Here is a 20031-nt window from a genome sequence, read left to right on the forward strand (position 1 = left end):
ATCAACAATGAAACATCAGTATTTTTTAATACGTGAAGATGTATTACCCTACGTCGTATCTAAAGTGCTACGTGTTAAAGAAAGCTTAAATGAAAACCAATCTTTAACGGTTCAAGAAGCAGTAAGATTACACGATTGTTCAAGAAGTGCATTCTACAAGTATCGTGATACGATATTTCCATTAGAAGAAGCTAAAGATGCTTCACAAGAATTTACAATTATTTTATTTGTAACAGATAAAGTAGGAATACTTGCTACAATTTTAGAAAAGATTTCCCAACTTAAATTATCTGTTTTAACGATTCATCAAAGTGTCCCTATTGATAAAAAAGCTTCTATAACGTTATCGTTAAATGCAAGTAAATCTGACATGAATGTATATGATATTATCAATACATTGAGACAGATAGAAAATGTGTCTAATGTAGACATTATTGGAATGAATATGTAAGGAGATATCATTATGTATGCATATATAAGAGGCACACTACAACATTTATACCCTACACATGTAGTAATTGAGACATCATCGGGTATTGCTTTTGAAATTCAAACACCAAACTCATATCGATTCCAAAAACAATTGCAACAAGTAACAACGATTCATACGGCGCTCATAGTCCGAGAAGATGCACAGTTACTATATGGTTTTGTAGATTGTGAAGAAAAAGATATGTTTTTAAGTTTGATTAAAGTCACTGGTATTGGCCCTAAATCTGCACTTGCAATTTTAGCAGCAAGTACACCAAGACAAGTGAAATTAGCGATTGAAAACGAAAACGATGCTTATTTAACACAATTTCCTGGAATAGGTAAGAAAACCGCACGCCAAATTGTGCTTGACCTTAAAGGTAAGGTAGTGGTGACTGAAGAATCGGATGATACATTAATTCCGGAAAGTGCCCACCAATCTTCAAAAGTTGAAGAAGAAGCATTACTTGCGTTGGAAGCATTAGGCTATTCTAAACGAGAATTGAACAAAATCGAGAAAAAGATGGCAAAAGAAACGTTTGACTCTGTTGATGAAGCTGTCAAATTTGGATTACAACAACTCATCAGTTGATAAAGGGGGATTTCTATGGACGAACATCGTATGATTGATGGTCATGAAAATATAAATGAACATGAATTTGAGTTATCTTTAAGACCTGAACGCTTACGTCAGTATATTGGTCAATCATCTATAAAAGCTAATCTAGAAGTATTTATGAAAGCTGCACAACTTAGACAAGAACCTTTAGACCATGTACTTTTATTTGGTCCTCCTGGATTAGGTAAAACGACGCTGTCACATATTATTGCTAATGAAATGAATGTGAATTTAAGAACAGTTTCTGGTCCTTCTATTGAGCGCCCGGGTGATCTTGCTGCGATTTTAACCGGTTTACAGCCTGGAGATGTTTTGTTCATAGATGAAATCCATCGCCTAAGTAGTGTAGTTGAAGAAGTGTTGTATCCAGCAATGGAAGACTTTTTCTTAGATATTGTTGTTGGGAAAGGCGAAGAAGCTAGAAGTATTCGTATCGATTTACCACCGTTTACGTTGGTAGGTGCAACAACGCGTGCCGGAAGCTTAACTAGCCCGTTACGTGACCGATTTGGCGTTCATTTAAGGTTAGAATATTATAAAATAAGTGAGCTACAACAAATTATTATTCGTACCGCTGAGGTGCTTGGTACATCGATAGACGATGAGAGTGCACTAGAAATAGCAAAAAGAAGTCGAGGGACACCACGAGTTGCCAATCGTTTACTGAAGCGTATAAGAGATTTCCAGCAAGTTAATGAAGATGAACAAATTTATATAGAAACGACAAAGTATGCTTTAGATTTGCTTCAAGTTGATGAAGAAGGTCTCGATTACATAGATCATAAAATGATGGCATGTATTATTGAGCAGTATCGCGGCGGTCCAGTTGGACTGGATACGATTGCAGTGTCAATTGGAGAAGAACGCATTACGATTGAAGATGTATACGAGCCGTATTTAATTCAACAAGGTTTTATAGAACGAACGCCTAGGGGACGTAAAGCAACACCAAAGGCATACGCCCATTTTAATTATCCAAATTAAGTGAGGGACTATTTTGAATATAGAAGATTTTAATTATCACTTACCTGAATCCTTAATTGCTCAAGTTCCGCTAAAAGAGCGTGATACGAGTAGATTGTTATATTTAAATCGCCAAACGGGTGAGACGAAAGATTTACATTTTAAAGATATTATCCAATTTTTTCAGCCCGGTGATACTTTAGTTTTAAATGATACTAAAGTAATGCCTGCACGTTTGTTTGGTGTGAAAAAAGAAACACAGGCAAAAGTAGAAATGTTGATGTTAAGCAATGTCGAAGGTAATGATTGGGAAGTTTTATTAAAGCCTGCGAAACGTATTAAAGTGGGTCAAACAATTTCTTTTGGCGAAGACAAGATTATCGCTACTTGTATCAAAGAACTTGATCAAGGTGGCAGAATAATGCGTTTAAGCTATGATGGGATTCTTCAAGAACGTCTAGATGAACTTGGTGAAATGCCACTGCCGCCTTATATTAAAGAACGTTTAGATGACCGCGACCGTTATCAAACTGTTTACGCTAAAGCGTCGGGTTCTGCAGCTGCACCTACAGCTGGTCTTCATTTTACAGATGCATTATTAGATGAAGTTAGAGCGAAAGACGTGAATATTGCCTTTGTGACATTGCATGTAGGATTAGGCACATTTCGCCCAGTGAGCGTGGAAGATATTGATGATCACGAAATGCATAGTGAATATTACACTATGACACAAAGCACAGCCGAGTTGTTGAATGCTACTAAAGCAAACGGCCGTCGCATCATATCAGTTGGAACGACTTCAACGCGAACATTAGAGACCATTATGCGGGATTATGGAACATTTCAAGCTGCAAGCGGATGGACCAATATATTTATTTACCCTGGTTTCGAATTTAAAGCAATCGATGGATTGATCACAAATTTTCATTTGCCAAAATCAACCTTAGTGATGCTTGTATCGGCATTTAGTACGAGACAATTTGTATTAAACGCCTATAGACACGCGGTGAATTCAAACTATCGTTTTTTTAGTTTTGGCGATGCAATGATTATTATTTAATGTAGAGAGGTTTTGACTATGCCAGCAGTAACATATGAACATATCAAAACGTGTAAACAATCTGGCGCAAGGCTAGGGATTGTGCATACACCACACGGCTCATTTGAAACACCGATGTTTATGCCAGTTGGAACAAAAGCAACGGTAAAGACGATGAGCCCCGAAGATTTAAAAGAGATGGAAGCTAAAATCATTTTAAGCAATACGTATCATCTGTGGTTGCAACCAGGGAATGAAATCGTGAAAAAAGCTGGGGGACTACATCAATTTATGAATTGGAATGGCCCAATCTTGACGGACTCAGGCGGATTCCAAGTTTTTAGCTTAAGTGATTTGCGTAAAATTACTGAAGAAGGTGTTGAATTTAGACACCACGCGAACGGCTCGAAATTATTTTTATCGCCTGAAGATTCTATTAAAATACAAAATGATTTAGGTGCGGATATCATTATGGCTTTTGATGAATGTCCACCGATGCCCGCGGAGTATCAATACGTTAAAGATTCTATTGAACGTACGACGCGTTGGGCTGAAAGATGTAAAAATGCGCACGAACGTCCAGATGATCAAGCATTATTTGGCATCATTCAAGGAGGCGAATATAAAGATTTACGCCAACAAAGCGCTGAGGAGCTTGTGCAACTCGATTTTCCGGGCTATGCGATAGGTGGTCTTTCCGTTGGGGAACCTAAGCCGATAATGTATGAAATGGTAGAACATACGGTGCAATTCATGCCAGAAAATAAACCGCGTTACCTTATGGGAGTAGGATCGCCTGATGCGCTTATTGAATGTAGCATTCGAGGAATGGATATGTTTGACTGCGTATTACCTACACGAATTGCACGTAATGGAACATGTATGACGTCAACGGGACGCTTAGTCATTAAAAATGCAAAATTTAAAGAAGACTTTAGACCTTTAGATGAAAACTGTGACTGTTATACATGTAAAAACTATACACGAGCTTACTTAAGACATTTAATTAAAGCAGATGAAACGTTTGGTATTCGCCTTACTACTTATCATAACCTTCATTTTCTGCTAAAATTAATGGAGAACATTAGACAAGCAATTCGGGAAGATCGTCTTTTAGATTTTAAAGAGGAATTTTTCGAACAATATGGTCTCAATGTTGAAAATCCGAAAAATTTCTAGATAGGAGTTATCGTTTATGTCTTCATTACTTAGTTTATTACCCTTAATACTACTTTTTGTAGTAATGTGGTTCTTTATGATTCGTCCACAACAAAAACGTGCGAAGGAGCACCGTGAAATGGTTGCTCAATTAGAATCTGGTCAACGTGTAACTACGATTGGCGGTATTAAAGGAACAGTTCGTGCAGTAGACGAAACAACTGCAGTTGTCATTGTAAATGGCAAAGGAACTGAAATGACATTTGAAAAGCAAGCAATTAAACAAGTGGATCCTTCATAATCACATAAGTGAATGAAGAGCATTTGTATCGGGATGGGGAATCACAGATATTTCGTATGATTTCAATCCCGTTTTTTTATGGCATTTAAAGTGTGATTTGTAAATAGCTTGAAAAAAGTAATGAAAAAGCGTACAGTATTAAATTGGCTAAAGAAAAATTTATAGCGTAATGATGGTGTAATTTAGGGTTAATTGTAGTAATTGGGTTAAGGTATTAAAGGGACTTCAATTTAGGAGTACATTAGAGTGTAATTCAAAATTGAAAGTTTCGACAGAGTGGCCTAGCGTAAAAATATTTAGCTTTTTTAGCATTTTGCTTAAAAAACTTAAAGATTTGAACTCAATCAAGGTTTAAAATAATTCAATATACTATAAAATAACTTGCGTGCCTGACTAGAACTAAAGTATGCTAGTCTCATAAGCTTAAAAGAGGTGTTTATGTGAAAAAAGTCAGTAGATTGATTATATTTTTCCTAGTGGTTGTATTGTTATTCGGTGGAATGGCAGCAACTTATAAAAATGTAATCAAAGATGTCAACTTAGGACTTGATTTGCAAGGAGGATTTGAGGTCTTATATCAAGTCAAACCACTTTCTGACGGCGATAAAATTGATAGTACAGCCGTTCAATCAACTGCTAAAACATTAGAAAGACGTGTCAATGTTTTAGGGGTTTCTGAACCGAAAATTCAAGTCGAAGATCAAAATCGTATCCGTGTTCAACTTGCAGGGGTAAAAGACCAAGATCAAGCTAGAAAGATTTTATCTTCTCAAGCGAATTTAACGATTCGTGATGCAGATGACAAAGTGAAGCTAACAGGGAAAGATTTAGTTCAAGGTTCAGCTAAGCAAGAATTTAAACAAAATACAAACCAGCCTGCAGTAACGTTTAAACTTAAAGATAGTGACAAGTTTAAAAAAGTAACTGAAGAAATTTCAAAAAAACCAGAAAATGTAATGGTAGTATGGTTAGACTATCAAAAAGGTGACAGTTATAAAAAAGAGAAAACCAAAGAAAAGCCTAAATATGTATCTGCTGCCTCAGTAGACAAACCAATTAATTCACCAAACGTTGAAATTTCAGGTGGTTTCCAAGGCGAAAAAGGAATCACTGAAGCAAAACAAATTGCAGACCTTTTAAATTCAGGTTCTTTACCAGTAAAATTAGATGAAATTTATTCTACATCTGTAGGGGCGCAATTTGGTCAAGACGCTTTACAAAAAACCGTGTTTGCTTCAATTATCGGTATTAGCATTATTTACTTATTTATGATGTTATTTTATCGATTGCCGGGGATTATCGCAGTTATTACATTAACAACTTACGTTTATTTAACGCTATTGGCATTCAACTTTATTTCAGGTGTATTAACATTGCCTGGTCTAGCTGCCTTAGTGCTTGGTGTAGGGATGGCTGTAGATGCGAATATCATTATGTACGAGCGGATTAAAGATGAACTGAGAATTGGTAGAAATTTAAAACAAGCTTATAAAAAAGCAAATAAATCGTCATTTATAACGATATTAGATGCGAACTTAACAACTGTTTTAGCCGCTACAGTACTATTCTTCTTTGGAGAAAGTTCGGTTAAAGGTTTTGCGACAATGTTACTTTTAGCCATTCTCATGAGTTTTGTAACTGCGGTATTTTTAACGCGTGTCTTATTATCTCTTATCGTTTACTCCAATTTCTTCAAAAAGAAATTATGGTGGTTTGGTGTTAAGAAAAACCAAATTCACGATATTAATGAAGGTAAAGACGTTTCAGAGTTAAGCACACCTTATGATCGAATTGATTTTATGAAACTAGCAAAACCATTATTTGCTGTAAGTGGTCTTATTATTTTAGCTGGTGTAGTGATTCTATTTATTTTCAAATTGAATTTAGGTATTGATTTTACAGCAGGTACACGTATCGATGCCCAAAGTAATCACGCTTTAAAACAAGCGGACGTAGAAAAGAAAATGGAATCCATTGGATTAAAACCAGATCAACTTTCTATCGGTGGAAACAACGATACAAAAGCGTCTATGCAATTTAAACATGATTTATCTAAAGAAGAAATTTCAAAAGCTAATAAAGCGATTAAAGATGAACTGGGTCATGAGCCTACAGTGAATACCGTTTCTCCAGTCATTGGTCAAGAGCTTGCTAAAAATGCAATGCTTGCTGTGGTTTTAGCCTCAATAGGAATGATTATTTATATTTCATTACGTTTTGAGTGGCAAATGGGTATTTCTTCAATTATTTCATTGCTACATGATGCTTTTATGATTATTGCTGTATTTAGTTTGTTCCGATTAGAAGTGGACATTACATTTATCGCAGCAGTTTTAACGATCATTGGTTACTCTATTAACGATACGATTGTAACATTTGACCGGGTTCGTGAAATGTTACGGAAAGTCAAAGTCATCACGACAGAATCGCAGATTGATTATATTGTTAACAGTGCGATACGCCAAACATTGACGCGGTCAATTAACACAGTATTAACAGTAGTTATTGTAGTCGTGGCATTACTGTTGTTAGGTGCATCAAGTATTTTCAACTTCTCATTGGCGTTACTTATTGGTTTAGTATCAGGTGTATTTTCATCTATCTTCATTGCTGTTCCATTATGGGGTATCTTGAAGAAGCGTGAACTTCGTAAATCTGATAACCATAAATTAACGGTTTATAAGCGTAAACGTACAAATGATGAAAAAGTATTAGTATAAGTATTGCTACACTTTTGAAATGATGCGTGAAATGCTTAAAGAAGCTAGGACAATAAAACGTTCTAGCTTCTTTATTTTGTAGACTATGTTTAGAAACTATAGGAATTGCTAAACATTTTTGCAGGTTTGAAACCATAGCTTTAGACATACAGCACGTGTCATTTATTTCATTCATTACGTAGATAAGAAAATGAAATCTTATTGATTTCTGTACGGCACCTTATTTATTCGATATAATACTTGTGTGAAATGAGGGGTATTAATGATTCAATCAAAATATAAATGGATTACAAAGACTTCTGATGAAGAGATTTCTGAAGAAGTCATATCAGCGTTTAAAATAACACCTATCATGAAGCTTATCCTTGAAAGTAAAGGGATTGTGACACATGATGCGATTAGTCAAATATTAAGTTCAGATTTAATTGACCACGATTCAGCGCTTTTAAGTGATATAGATATCGCTACACAACGTATCCAACGTGCTATTCAAGCACAAGAACCTATTTTGGTTTATGGGGATTATGATGCTGATGGTGTAACCTCTACAACAATTTTAGTTCAAACACTAGAGCGAATGGGCGCAATTGTAGGATGGTACATTCCAAACCGATTTACAGAAGGCTATGGACCGAGTACGCCAGCTTTTAAGAATGCTTATGATGAAGGTGTTAAATTAATTATAACCGTTGACAATGGGATACAAGGTCATGAAGAAATTTCAATGGTACAGTCATTAGGGGTGGATGTTATTGTAACGGATCACCATGAAATAGGTGAAACGTTACCTAATGCTTATGCGATTATTCATCCTATGCATCCAGATTATGATTATCCGTTTCCCTTTTTATGTGGTGCAGGTGTTGCCTTAAAGTTAGCACAGCATTTAATTGACGATATTCCAAGTCACTTTTGGGTTTATGCAATGATTGGGACGATTGCAGATTTAGTGCCTATGCGAGATGAAAATAGAAGTATCGTTAAGCAAGGATTACATATTCTTAATCAGCAAATGCCCGTATCAATAAAAGCCCTTTTAAACGAAGCCAGTTTTGATGATGTGGTCACTGAAGAGACCGTAGGATTTACGATAGGCCCACGACTGAATGCGGTAGGGCGTCTAGACGATGCTAGACTAGCGGCTGAGTTATTGATGTCAGAGGACGAAGACGAAGCGCTATTTTTAGCAGAACAAGTCGAACATTTTAACAAAGAGCGTAAAGCAATCGTTCAAGTTGTCACAGAAGAAGCTTTAGCTATGGCTAAAAAACAAGTCCAAGAAGGTGGCCAATTTTTAGTATTGTATAAAGAAGATTGGCACGAAGGTATTTTAGGTATTGTTGCTTCTCGTATTGTTGAAAAATATCAACGTCCTACAATGATTTTAAATATTGATCACGAAAAGCAACATGCGAAAGGTTCCGCAAGAAGTATTGCACAAATTTCAATGTTTGAATTATTAACTTCCCAATCGGAACTGATTGATAAGTTTGGGGGACATCATGCTGCAGCCGGACTGACACTTGCGATAGATAATGTAGAACTTTTAAAACAAGCGCTCAATGATGAAATGATTCGTCAATATTCAGATTCGGACTTGCAGCCAGAAAAAAATATTGACGCAATAGTGAATCACGAAGACATAACTATTGAAAATATTACTGCGCTTGAACGTTTACGTCCATTTGGAATGCAATTTGAGCGCCCAATATTACGATTCAATCAACTTACGATACAACAAGCTAAAGCAATTGGGCAGCAACAAAATCACTTGAAAATTTCATTTTCAGAGCAAAAGTTGCAAGGTTTATTTTGGAATGAAGGTGCACGTGTCCATGAATTGATGGCGAATCAACAAATTGATGCGATTGGCGAGTTACAAATCAACGAATGGAATGGGAATCGTACGCCACAACTGATACTTACAGATTTAAATAGTCAAGAGCTTCAAATTTTGGATTATCGCAGTAAGAACAAACGCTTACCAAATTTTAATGTAGCATCGAAAACGTGTGTTTTAATTCATCCTAATAGTGATAAAAGTCACGAAAATGAATTTTACTATGGCGAACCTTTACCTGAAACATATGACAAATGTATTTTGAGAGATTTGCCACTTACGATTGATGACTTTAAAGTTACAGTGCAACAAATTAAAGCATCGCAAATCTATTTGCGATTTTCACACGACAAATCGATTTATTTTGAAGGTATGCCGAAATTAGATACATTTAAGCAATGTTATAAATTAATTTATCAAAAACAAACATTCAATATAGTCGAAGAGGGCATGGCATTGAGCCAATATTTACAAATTGAACCTCAGATATTGAAGTTTATATTAAAAGTCTTCCTTGATTTACAATTTATTCAACAAAATGATGGTATAATTAAAATTGACTCAACTGCGCCAAAACAAGAAATTACTTCAAGTCGAATTTATCAAGGACGTTTACACCGAATTGAAGTAGAAAAACAGCTGTTATATGCTGATTTTCCAACCATTAAAAATTGGATGGAAAGTGAAATGCGTAAGTGAGAATAAGGAGGAAAAGCATGGATTTAAAACAATATGTCTCTGAAGTTCAAGATTGGCCGAAAAAAGGCGTGAATTTTAAAGATATTACTACTATAATGGATAACGGTGAAGCATACGGTTATGCCACTGATCAAATCGTAAAATATGCTAAAGAAAAAAATGTGGACATTGTTGTTGGTCCAGAGGCACGCGGATTTATTATTGGTTGTCCGGTTGCATATGCAATGGGAATTGGTTTTGCACCTGTTCGTAAAGAAGGTAAGTTACCACGTGAAGTAATTCGTTATGAGTATGATTTAGAATACGGTAGTAATGTCCTTACTATGCATGCAGATGCAATTAAGCCAGGACAACGTGTTTTAATTACAGATGATTTATTAGCGACTGGTGGAACGATCGAAGCTGCGATTAATCTTGTTGAAAAGCAAGGTGGCATTGTTGCTGGTATTGCTTTCATTATTGAATTATCATATTTAAATGGTATTGAGAAAATTAAAGGTTATGACGTCATGCGATTAATCTCATATGATGAATAGTTAAATGAAGTGGGGCGAGGACATGTAAATGTTCTCGCCTTTAGTCGTTGCTTGAGCTTAAAACGTATACATCTAAAATAAGCGTTCATTTATTTTTGAATAATTTGATGTTGTGATATTGTGATATTTCACACAAAAACATATAATGATGATTTTAAGCAATAGAATTCGGTTCATTTCTTGATAATCATGTAGTATGATAGAAGTATTATTTAAAAGATGGGGGTGCCTTTATGAATAATGAATATCCATATAGTGCTGATGAAGTATTACATAAAGCGAAGACATATTTAGATGAAAAAGAATATGAACATGTTCTGAAAAGTTATCAAATCGCATATAAAGCACATGAAGGTCAATTTCGTAAAAATGGATTGCCTTATATCATGCATCCCATTCAAGTTGCAGGAATATTAACTGAAATGCGTCTCGATGGTCCGACAATTGTAGCGGGATTTTTACATGATGTTATTGAAGATACACCGTATACCTTCGATGATGTGGTAGAAATGTTTAATGTTGAAGTCGCAACAATTGTAGATGGTGTTACAAAATTAAAAAAAGTAAAGTATCGTTCTAAAGAAGAACAACAAGCTGAAAATCATCGTAAATTATTCATCGCAATCGCGAAAGATGTACGTGTGATTTTAGTGAAATTAGCAGACAGGTTACATAATATGCGTACGCTTAGGGCTATGCCTAGAGAAAAGCAAGTACGTATTTCTAAAGAAACACTTGAAATCTATGCACCGCTTGCGCATCGACTTGGGATTAATACCATCAAATGGGAATTAGAAGACATTGCATTACGCTACATTGACAACATTCAATATTTCCGAATTGTTAATTTAATGAAAAAGAAACGCAGTGAGCGTGAAGCATACATTGAAAATGCGATTGAAAATATTCGTAAAGAAATGAATATGATGCATATTGAAGGAGAGATTAGCGGTCGCCCTAAACATATTTATAGTATTTATCGCAAAATGATGAAACAGAAAAAGCAATTCGATCAAATTTTTGATTTATTAGCGGTACGTGTCATTGTGCCGTCTATTAAAGATTGTTACGCTATTTTAGGGCTTGTACATACGCTATGGAAGCCAATGCCAGGCCGCTTTAAAGACTATATCGCCATGCCTAAGCAAAATATGTATCAGTCATTGCATACTACAGTTGTAGGTCCGAACGGTGACCCTCTAGAAATCCAAATTCGAACTTATGAAATGCATGAAATTGCAGAGCATGGGGTAGCAGCACATTGGGCTTACAAAGAAGGGAAAAAGGTCGATAACGACAGTGAAACCTACCATAAAAAGTTGAATTGGCTCAAAGATATTGCCGAACAAGATCACACCTCTTCGGATGCACAAGAATTTATCGAGTCGCTCAAATTTGATCTTCAAAGTGATAAAGTGTATGCTTTTACGCCAGCAAGTGATGTTATTGAACTTCCATATGGCGCAGTACCGATTGATTTTGCGTATGCGATTCATAGTGAAGTAGGCAACAAAATGATTGGTGCAAAAGTAAATGGAAAAATTGTACCGATAGATTATGTTCTTCAAACAGGAGATATCGTAGAGATTCGTACAAGTAAACATTCTTATGGACCTAGTCGAGACTGGTTGAAAATCGTACGTTCATCAAGTGCAAAAAGTAAAATTAAAAGTTTCTTCAAAAAACAAGACCGCTCTTCCAACATTGAAAAAGGTAAATTCATGGTCGAAGCTGAAATTAAGGAGCAAGGCTTTAAAGTTGAAGAAGTACTAACAGAACGAAACCTTAAAGTTGTTAATGATAAATACAATTTTACCAATGTAGATGACTTATTTGCCGCTGTCGGTTTTGGTGGTGTGACGTCAAGTCAGATTGTAAATAAATTGACAGAACGTATTCGCATAGAACAAAAACAACATGCATTGAACCAAGCTCAATCTGTAACGAAATCTGTGCCAATTAAAGATTATATAACAACTGATTCTGGTGTGTATGTCGAAGGTTTAGATAATGTATTAATTAAATTATCTAAATGTTGTAACCCTATACCAGGAGATAAGATTTTAGGCTATATTACTAAAGGTCATGGTATTAAAGTTCATCGTACGGAATGTCCAAATATTCAAAATGAAAAAGAACGTTTAATTGATGTGGAATGGGTTAAATCTAAAGACGCTTCTCAAAGATATCAAGTTGATTTAGAAGTAACAGCCTACGACCGTAATGGATTACTTAATGAGGTTTTACAAGCTGTCAATAGTACGTCAAGTAATTTAGTAAAAGTTGCAGGACGCTCAGATATTGATAAAAATGCTGTGATTAATTTAAGCATTATGGTGAAAAATGTACATGAAGTATATAAAGTAGCTGATAAAATAAAACAACTCGGTGACGTATATACCGTAACAAGAGTTTGGAATTAGGAGTGCAGACAATGAAAATCGTTGTTCAAAGAGTGAAGTCGGCTGGTGTTCGAAATGAAAATATTCACCACAACATTAGTAAAGGCTATTGTCTTTTAGTAGGTATAGGTGAACACACTACAAAGAGTGACGCAGAAGTATTGGCAAGAAAAATTGTTAATGCACGATTATTTGAAGATGAAGCTGGTAAACTTAATTTAAATGTACAACAAGTCAACGGAGAAATTTTATCTATCTCCCAATTTACATTATTAGCAGACGTCAAAAAAGGAAATAGACCGAGTTTTACTAAAGCGAAAGCGCCTGAAGAAGCTAATGAGATATACGAAGCATTTAATCAGTATTTAGAATCATTTGGCATCAAAGTTGTAACAGGAGAGTTCGGTACTGATATGACTGTCGATATTCAGAATGATGGACCTGTCACAATTATTTATGAAAGTGAAAACGGCAAAATATTATGAAGCGATTTGAAAAATGGTTACGGTCGAAAAAGATAGAACCTAGGCGTTTTTATATTGGCGCAATATTAGTTTCGCTTGTTTTCATTTTGCTTGTAGTCATCAATTCCATTAAAGATGATACTGATAATAAAATTTATTTAACAGAAGATGCTGAAATTCGGACAGGTCCTAATGCTAGTTATCCAGTGCTATTTAACATTCGTGAAGGAGAAGCTTTTAAAGTTATCGGACATGAAGGTAAATGGTTAGAGGTTACTTCTTACGATGAAAAACAGAAAGGTTGGATTGCTGGATGGCATACAAATTTAGACATTAAAGAAGATGAAAATCCTAATGCACAACCTTTAAAAGGGAAAGTGATTGTCCTTGATCCAGGGCATGGCGGCGGAGATCAAGGTGCCGCTAGTCAAACAGGTAAAAGTACCCTTGAAAAGGATATGACTTTAGATACAAGTTTGGAACTTAAAAAGAAATTGGAAAAAGAAGGCGCGAAAGTGAAGTTAACGCGAAGTGACGATACGTATGTGCGTTTAAAAGACCGAAAAGCAACTGGCGACGTTTTTATTAGTATTCATAATGATGCCCTAGAGTCCAATAAAGCGAATGGGGCTACAGTATATTGGTTCCATGAACAACAAGAAGCACTAGCGCAAACACTGAATGCTAGCATACAAAAGAAAGGTATGTTATCAAACAGAGGTGTACGACAAGAAAATTTCCAAGTGTTAAGACAAACAGATATGCCTGCAGTATTACTAGAGTTAGGCTATATTAGCAATCCAACAGATGAAGTGATGATTAAAGATAAAAATCACCGTCAAATTGTAGAAAATGCAATTGTTGATGGCTTGAAAAATTATTTTTTAAGTTAGTATCTTGAAATGCAATTTAAAAACATGTATGATTAGTACTGAATTTGATAATTAAAACCGTTTGTATTCTTGAGATTTAATGCATTGACATGACTTAGAGAGTTTATACTTGGCTGAAATATAAACCTTGTCCGCACTAAAGATGAACACAAGAAGAGGTGCTTTATGAAAATAGAGCCGTTTTGCTAACGTTATGAGCGATATGAGTGCGCACATTTTAATGTGCCTAAATTAGGGTGGCAACACGGCTAAAGTACGTCCCTTGTATGTGAGTGATTTTGCATACATGGGGCGTTTTTATTTTAAGTGATTTTAAATTTTAAGGAGGATGGACCGATGATTAGTATTCCTCGTGGAACGCAAGATATATTACCAGAAGATTCGCCTAAATGGCGCTATATTGAAACACAATTACATCGTTTGATGGAAATTTACAATTATCAAGAAATCAGAACACCGATTTTTGAAAGTACCGATTTATTTGCTAGAGGTGTAGGCGATTCTACCGATGTTGTTCAAAAAGAAATGTATACATTTGAAGATAAAGGTGGCCGCAGTATTACGCTTCGTCCAGAAGGCACAGCTGCTACAGTTAGAAGTTATATTGAAAATAAAATGCAAGGATTGCCAAATCAACCCGTTAAACTGTATTACAATGGTCCAATGTTTCGATATGAGCGAAAACAAAAAGGACGATATCGCCAGTTTAATCAATTTGGCATTGAAGCAATAGGTGCTGAAAATCCAAGTATTGATGCTGAAGTGCTTGCAATGGTGATGCACATCTATCAATCATTTGGATTGAAGCGTTTAAAACTTGTCATTAATAGTGTAGGTGACGCAGAATCTCGTGTTGAATATCAAGAAGCATTAAGAGCGCATTTTAAACCAGTGATTCATAGGTATTGCCAAGATTGTCAAAAGCGTATTGAAACTAATCCAATGCGTATTCTTGATTGTAAAGTAGATAAAGATAAACCTGAAATGAAGACGGCACCATCTATTACGGATTATTTTAATGACTATTCAAAATCATATTTTGAAGCGGTGAAAGCACATCTTGATCGTTTAGGTATTCCTTATGTCGTCGATCCTAATCTTGTTCGTGGGCTAGATTATTATACACATACCGCTTTTGAAGTCATGATTGATGATGAAAATTATACAGGTGCAATTACAACTTTATGTGGCGGCGGCCGATACAATGGTTTACTTGAATTATTAGGCGGTCCAAAGCAAACAGGGATTGGTTTTGCATTGAGTATAGAGCGTCTCATCATGGCATTGGAAGAAGAAGGGATTACGCTTCCACACACTTCAAATTTAGATTTATTTATTGCAACAATGGGTGAAAAAGCAGATGACTTTGCAGTTCAATTATTAAATGATTTGCGACATGATAACATACGTGTAGATAAAGATTATTTATCTCGCAAATTGAAAGGGCAAATGAAACAAGCTGATAGACTTCAAGCCACGTATACAATCGTATTGGGAGAAGAAGAACTGGCTTCGAATGAAGTGGCAATTAAACATATGCCGACGGGTGAAAGTTATCAAATTAAAATAAACGAAATCGCACAATTTATTAATGGAGGAAAAATATAATGACACAACGTACAACTTATTGCGGATTCATAACTGAATCTTATTTAGGTCAAGAAGTAATTTTGAAAGGCTGGGTTCATAACCGTCGAGACCTTGGTGGACTCATTTTTGTTGATGTCCGCGATAGAGAAGGCATTGTCCAAGTTGTATTTAATCCAGACTTCTCAAAAGATGCGTTAGAAATTGCAGAACGTATTCGTTCAGAGTATGTCGTCGAAATTAAAGGGACAGTTACAAAGCGTAATGCTGAAACAGTGAACCCTAAAATCAAAACAGGACAAGTTGAAGTACAAGCATCAGAAATTAAAATTATTAATAAATCCGAAACACCACCATTTCCTATTAATGACGAAAATTTAAATGTAGACGAAAATATCCGTTTAAAATATCGTTATTTAGATTTACGTCGTGAAGAGTTTGCACGTACCTTTAAATTACGTCATCGTACAACACAAGCGATTCGTCGTTATTTAGATGAAGCAGGTTTTTATGATATTGAAACACCAGTATTAACAAAATCAACGCCTGAAGGTGCGCGTGATTATCTTGTCCCTTCTCGTGTACATGAAGGTGAATTTTATGCGTTACCACAATCTCCGCAACTTTTTAAACAATTATTGATGATGAGTGGTTTCGACAAATATTACCAAATTGTAAAATGCTTTAGAGATGAAGATTTACGTGCAGATCGCCAACCGGAATTTACACAAGTCGACCTTGAAATGAGTTTTGTTGAACAAGAAGATGTGATGCAACTCGGCGAACAAATGTTAAAAGCAGTAATGAAAGACGTAAAAGGAATTACGGTAGACGAAGCTTTCCCTCGTATAACATACACTGAAGCGATGGAACGTTTTGGTAGTGACAAACCTGATACACGTTTTGGTATGGAATTAATCGATGTCTCAGAATTAGGGGAAGTTATGGATTTTAAAGTATTTAAAGGTGCTGTAGAAGCTGGTGGCCAAGTAAAAGCCATTGTTGTAGAAAATGGCGCGGATAAATATACACGTAAAGACATTGATGGTTTAACTGAATTTGTAAATATTTATGGTGCGAAAGGGTTAGCATGGGTTAAAGTTGTTGAAGATGGTTTAAATGGACCTATCGCACGTTTCTTTGAAAATGACCAGGTAGAAAAACTTCAAAAATTAACAAACGCGACATCTGGTGACCTCGTATTATTCGTGGCGGATACAAAAGATGTTGTAGCACAAAGTTTAGGTGCATTACGTGTTAAATTGGCTAAAGAATTAGATTTATTAGATCCAAATCAATTTAACTTCTTATGGGTGACAGATTGGCCATTACTTGAATATGATGATGAAATGCATCGCTATGTGGCAGCACATCATCCATTTACTGCACCAAAAGTTGAAGATATTGATAAATTAGAAAGTGCACCTGAAACAGCACAAGCTCAAGCTTACGACATTGTACTTAACGGTTTTGAACTTGGTGGAGGTTCAATTCGTATTCACGATGGTGACATTCAATCTAAAATGTTTAAAGCATTAGGATTTACAGAAGAAAGTGCACAAGAACAATTCGGCTTCTTGTTAGATGCATTTAAATACGGTGCGCCGCCACATGGTGGAATTGCGCTTGGTCTTGATAGACTTGTAATGTTGTTGACAGGCGCGTCTAATTTACGTGATACTATCGCTTTCCCTAAAACAGCATCAGCTACTGATTTATTAACAGATGCACCAAGTGAAGTATCAGACAAACAATTGGATGAATTATCATTACGTATTAAGCATTAAAATCATTTCACTTGCTAAAAAAAGGATTTGTGATATGATTGATGCATAAGATAGTCGTCTGTAGTGTACGTAAGTTCGCTTTATGTATTTTGACCTAACACTCTTTGATCAGGGAGTCCAATAGGTTTTCTTGCAGCGCACACGCCTCTATAGGAGGACGTGCAAAACAAGAAACAGGACACCCACCTGTATATAGCAGGCCAAAATGATCAAGCACTTTAAAACTACGGCATAACGGATTCTATCGGTACGCAAGACTTTATGTCTTGCGTATTTTTATGCGTTGGATTAGATTAAAGGAGTCAATTATGAAACATCAATTTTCTAGAAATGAATTAGCAATCGGCCAAGAAGGTTTAAAATTGTTAGAAAATACAACAGTGGCTGTATTAGGTGTCGGAGGAGTAGGTTCATTCGCGGCGGAGGCTCTTGCACGTACGAATATTGGACATATTATTTTAATTGATAAAGATAATGTAGACATTACGAATGTCAATCGACAGTTACACGCGCTTACAACAACTGTAGGCCAAAGTAAAGTGAGTTTGATGGAAGAGCGAGTTAAACTGATTAATCCTAATTGTAAGGTGACGCCTTTGCACATGTTTTATACAGAAGAAACATACGAACAATTATTTAATGATTATGATATTGACTATATTATTGACGCGAGCGATACTATCATTTATAAAGTGCATCTTATGGAACAATGTTTAGCGCGCGATATTAAAATCATATCTAGTATGGGCGCAGCGAACAAAATTGATCCAACACGTTTTCAAATTACAGATATTTCTAAAACACATACGGACCCAATCGCACGTGTTATACGTCATCAATTGAAACGTAAAGGCATTTATAAAGGGATACCTGTCGTATTTTCTGATGAAAGCCCTATCGTCATTAGAGAAGATGTAAAAGCGGTTGTAGGCGATGCTAATGGTCAAAACCGTAAAGCACAAATGCCACCATCTTCGAATGCTTTCGTGCCAAGTGTGGTAGGACTAATTCTTGCAAGTTACGTTTGTAATGATATTACACGTGATATTACTTTAACACGTATTAAAGATAAATAAGATAGAGGCTAGGATAACATCTTGCTTTGGGAATGCTATTATTGTTCCCAGAGCGCGTGATGTGTGTCCTGGCCTCTATGTTTTATTGTTTTTTTAAATTGTCATAAATAGACTTAAACTGTTGTTCCGCTTTAGATGTTGTTTTAGGTTGGTAATACACCTTGTTTTTTAAAACGTCAGGTAAATATTGTTGTTTGACATAACCATTGTCATAATTATGCGGGTATTTGTAGCCAATCGCACGCCCCAAATCTTTTGCACCGCTATAATGACCATCTTTCAAATGATCCGGTATTTGTCCAACTTGACCTTTTCTTATATCAGATAAGGCAGCATCAATCGATTTGATAGCAGTATTCGATTTTGGAGATAGGCATAATTCGATAACAGCTTGACTTAGAGGGATTCGCGCTTCAGGAAAACCGAGTCGTTCAGCTGCTTCTATCGCTGCTAAAGTGCGTTGTCCCGCAGCTGGTGATGCCAAACTAATATCTTCATAACTGATGACTAAAAGCCTTCTCGCAATCGTAGGCAAATCACCTGCTTGAATTAAACGAGCTAAATAGTGTAGTGCTGCATCGACGTCACTGCCGCGTATAGACTTTTGAAATGCACTCATGACGTCGTAGTGCATATCACCATCTTTATCACTTAAAAAAGCGCCACGTTGTAAACAATCTTCAGCATCCTGTAGTGAGATGTTTGGTGGTGTTTCAGATGCACTTAGTACCGCAAGTTCTAATGCATTTAATGCACTGCGGACATCGCCTTGGCTTTGTGTAGCGAAATATTCGAATGCTTCATCAGAAATGGTAGCTTCATATGATTTCAATCCTTGTGATGCATCGTTGAGCGCATTGTTGAGTGCTTGCTTGATATCGTTTGTGTTTAATGGATAGAGTTCAAAAATTTGTGCGCGAGAACGAATCGCGGGATTGATCGCATGATAAGGATTTGACGTGGTAGCCCCAATCAAAACGATTTTTCCATTTTCAAGGTGGGGTAATAAAAAATCTTGTTTTGCTTTATCTAAACGATGTATTTCATCAAGCAATAAAATCACTTGGCCTGACATTTTAGCTTCATCTACAATCATCTGCATATCTTTTTTAGTATTTGTGACCGCATTTAATTGTCGAAATTTAAATGCGGTGCTTCCTGCGATCGCTTGAGCAATGCTTGTCTTTCCTATTCCAGGTGGCCCATAAAAAATCATAGAAGACAGGCGTTGTGCATTGACCATACGTCTTATAATCCCTTTTTCTCCAACCAAATGTGATTGACCTATGACATCATCTATTGTTTTTGGTCTCATGCGAGACGCGAGTGGTTCAGTATTCATAATCTCCCTCCATGTACAAAACAATACAAATTTAAGTCTTTGTTTTAGCTCTCATTTGTACTCTTATAACAATAGTATTATACTAATATAAATAATGATAAAATGTAAGTATATTGGATATCAATAAGGTGAGG

Annotated in this window: 16 protein-coding genes and 1 other RNA gene; 16 read left to right on the top strand and 1 reads right to left on the bottom strand. The window is 35.9% G+C overall.

The window, feature by feature from the left end:
• The first annotated feature begins 7 nt into the window (after nucleotides 1–7).
• The 16 genes from LN051_RS05225 to LN051_RS05300 all read left to right on the top strand — a co-directional run bounded on the left by LN051_RS05225 (nucleotide 8) and on the right by LN051_RS05300 (nucleotide 18555).
• Nucleotides 8–451 (top strand): ACT domain-containing protein, encoded by a 444-nt coding sequence (locus tag LN051_RS05225; protein WP_229293500.1) that lies wholly within the window; start codon nucleotides 8–10, stop codon nucleotides 449–451.
• A gap of 12 nt (nucleotides 452–463) precedes the next feature.
• The gene (ruvA, locus tag LN051_RS05230) at nucleotides 464–1063 is read left to right on the top strand and encodes a Holliday junction branch migration protein RuvA (protein ID WP_229293501.1); all 600 of its coding nucleotides are present in this window, start codon (nucleotides 464–466) and stop codon (nucleotides 1061–1063) included.
• 15 nt (nucleotides 1064–1078) lie between these two features.
• Nucleotides 1079–2074 (top strand): Holliday junction branch migration DNA helicase RuvB, encoded by a 996-nt coding sequence (gene ruvB, locus LN051_RS05235; RefSeq protein WP_229293502.1) that lies wholly within the window; start codon nucleotides 1079–1081, stop codon nucleotides 2072–2074.
• A 13-nt stretch (nucleotides 2075–2087) separates the two neighbouring features.
• Nucleotides 2088–3113, top strand: a complete 1026-nt coding sequence (queA, locus tag LN051_RS05240) for a tRNA preQ1(34) S-adenosylmethionine ribosyltransferase-isomerase QueA (RefSeq protein ID WP_229293503.1) — start codon at nucleotides 2088–2090, stop codon at nucleotides 3111–3113.
• Between the two features lie 18 nt (nucleotides 3114–3131).
• Nucleotides 3132–4271: a tRNA guanosine(34) transglycosylase Tgt gene (gene tgt, locus LN051_RS05245; RefSeq protein WP_229293504.1), complete on the top strand. Its 1140-nt coding sequence runs from the start codon at nucleotides 3132–3134 to the stop codon at nucleotides 4269–4271.
• Between the two features lie 16 nt (nucleotides 4272–4287).
• Nucleotides 4288–4551: a preprotein translocase subunit YajC gene (yajC, locus tag LN051_RS05250; RefSeq protein ID WP_229293505.1), complete on the top strand. Its 264-nt coding sequence runs from the start codon at nucleotides 4288–4290 to the stop codon at nucleotides 4549–4551.
• Between the two features lie 440 nt (nucleotides 4552–4991).
• On the top strand, nucleotides 4992–7271 hold the full coding sequence (gene secDF, locus LN051_RS05255) for a protein translocase subunit SecDF (RefSeq protein ID WP_229293506.1): 2280 nt from the start codon (nucleotides 4992–4994) through the stop codon (nucleotides 7269–7271).
• A gap of 262 nt (nucleotides 7272–7533) precedes the next feature.
• Nucleotides 7534–9810 carry a single-stranded-DNA-specific exonuclease RecJ gene (recJ, locus tag LN051_RS05260; protein ID WP_229293507.1) on the top strand — a complete coding sequence of 759 codons (2277 nt, stop codon included), beginning with the start codon at nucleotides 7534–7536 and terminating at the stop codon, nucleotides 9808–9810.
• Nucleotides 9811–9827: 17 nt separating this feature from the next.
• Nucleotides 9828–10346 (top strand): adenine phosphoribosyltransferase, encoded by a 519-nt coding sequence (locus LN051_RS05265; RefSeq protein WP_229293508.1) that lies wholly within the window; start codon nucleotides 9828–9830, stop codon nucleotides 10344–10346.
• A 233-nt stretch (nucleotides 10347–10579) separates the two neighbouring features.
• The gene (locus LN051_RS05270; RefSeq protein ID WP_229293509.1) at nucleotides 10580–12769 is read left to right on the top strand and encodes a RelA/SpoT family protein; all 2190 of its coding nucleotides are present in this window, start codon (nucleotides 10580–10582) and stop codon (nucleotides 12767–12769) included.
• Nucleotides 12770–12780: 11 nt separating this feature from the next.
• Nucleotides 12781–13233, top strand: coding sequence for a D-aminoacyl-tRNA deacylase (gene dtd, locus LN051_RS05275; RefSeq protein ID WP_229293510.1), 453 nt, complete (start codon nucleotides 12781–12783; stop codon nucleotides 13231–13233).
• Nucleotides 13230–14105, top strand: a complete 876-nt coding sequence (locus LN051_RS05280) for an N-acetylmuramoyl-L-alanine amidase family protein (protein WP_229293511.1) — start codon at nucleotides 13230–13232, stop codon at nucleotides 14103–14105. Before dtd ends, LN051_RS05280 begins: the two co-directional genes overlap by 4 nt.
• 336 nt (nucleotides 14106–14441) lie before the next feature.
• Nucleotides 14442–15713, top strand: a complete 1272-nt coding sequence (gene hisS, locus LN051_RS05285) for a histidine--tRNA ligase (protein WP_229293512.1) — start codon at nucleotides 14442–14444, stop codon at nucleotides 15711–15713.
• Nucleotides 15713–17479, top strand: a complete 1767-nt coding sequence (gene aspS, locus LN051_RS05290; protein WP_229293513.1) for an aspartate--tRNA ligase — start codon at nucleotides 15713–15715, stop codon at nucleotides 17477–17479. The genes hisS and aspS overlap by 1 nt, the downstream gene beginning before the upstream one ends.
• 52 nt (nucleotides 17480–17531) lie before the next feature.
• Nucleotides 17532–17724, top strand: a non-coding RNA gene (gene ssrS / locus LN051_RS05295) — 6S RNA.
• 63 nt (nucleotides 17725–17787) lie between these two features.
• The gene (locus LN051_RS05300) at nucleotides 17788–18555 is read left to right on the top strand and encodes a tRNA threonylcarbamoyladenosine dehydratase (protein WP_229293514.1); all 768 of its coding nucleotides are present in this window, start codon (nucleotides 17788–17790) and stop codon (nucleotides 18553–18555) included.
• Nucleotides 18556–18637: 82 nt separating this feature from the next.
• Here LN051_RS05300 and LN051_RS05305 read toward each other — a convergent pair whose 3' ends face one another.
• Entirely contained in the window at nucleotides 18638–19897 is a 1260-nt protein-coding gene (locus LN051_RS05305) for a replication-associated recombination protein A (protein ID WP_229293515.1), read from the bottom strand.
• Between the last annotated feature and the right edge of the window lie 134 nt (nucleotides 19898–20031).

This window comes from Staphylococcus ratti (assembly GCF_020883535.1).
Taxonomy (GTDB): domain Bacteria; phylum Bacillota; class Bacilli; order Staphylococcales; family Staphylococcaceae; genus Staphylococcus; species Staphylococcus ratti.

What these genes read in the sequence shown, in the direction of transcription:
- LN051_RS05225 (WP_229293500.1), top strand. Translation starts at nt 8, where the DNA reads ATGAAACATCAGTATTTTTTAATACGTGAAGATGTATTACCCTACGTC.
- ruvA (WP_229293501.1), top strand. Translation starts at nt 464, where the DNA reads ATGTATGCATATATAAGAGGCACACTACAACATTTATACCCTACACAT.
- ruvB (WP_229293502.1), top strand. Translation starts at nt 1,079, where the DNA reads ATGGACGAACATCGTATGATTGATGGTCATGAAAATATAAATGAACAT.
- tgt (WP_229293504.1), top strand. Translation starts at nt 3,132, where the DNA reads ATGCCAGCAGTAACATATGAACATATCAAAACGTGTAAACAATCTGGC.
- yajC (WP_229293505.1), top strand. Translation starts at nt 4,288, where the DNA reads ATGTCTTCATTACTTAGTTTATTACCCTTAATACTACTTTTTGTAGTA.
- recJ (WP_229293507.1), top strand. Translation starts at nt 7,534, where the DNA reads ATGATTCAATCAAAATATAAATGGATTACAAAGACTTCTGATGAAGAG.
- LN051_RS05265 (WP_229293508.1), top strand. Translation starts at nt 9,828, where the DNA reads ATGGATTTAAAACAATATGTCTCTGAAGTTCAAGATTGGCCGAAAAAA.
- LN051_RS05270 (WP_229293509.1), top strand. Translation starts at nt 10,580, where the DNA reads ATGAATAATGAATATCCATATAGTGCTGATGAAGTATTACATAAAGCG.
- dtd (WP_229293510.1), top strand. Translation starts at nt 12,781, where the DNA reads ATGAAAATCGTTGTTCAAAGAGTGAAGTCGGCTGGTGTTCGAAATGAA.
- LN051_RS05280 (WP_229293511.1), top strand. Translation starts at nt 13,230, where the DNA reads ATGAAGCGATTTGAAAAATGGTTACGGTCGAAAAAGATAGAACCTAGG.
- hisS (WP_229293512.1), top strand. Translation starts at nt 14,442, where the DNA reads ATGATTAGTATTCCTCGTGGAACGCAAGATATATTACCAGAAGATTCG.
- aspS (WP_229293513.1), top strand. Translation starts at nt 15,713, where the DNA reads ATGACACAACGTACAACTTATTGCGGATTCATAACTGAATCTTATTTA.
- LN051_RS05300 (WP_229293514.1), top strand. Translation starts at nt 17,788, where the DNA reads ATGAAACATCAATTTTCTAGAAATGAATTAGCAATCGGCCAAGAAGGT.
- LN051_RS05305 (WP_229293515.1), bottom strand. Translation starts at nt 19,897, where the DNA reads ATGAATACTGAACCACTCGCGTCTCGCATGAGACCAAAAACAATAGAT.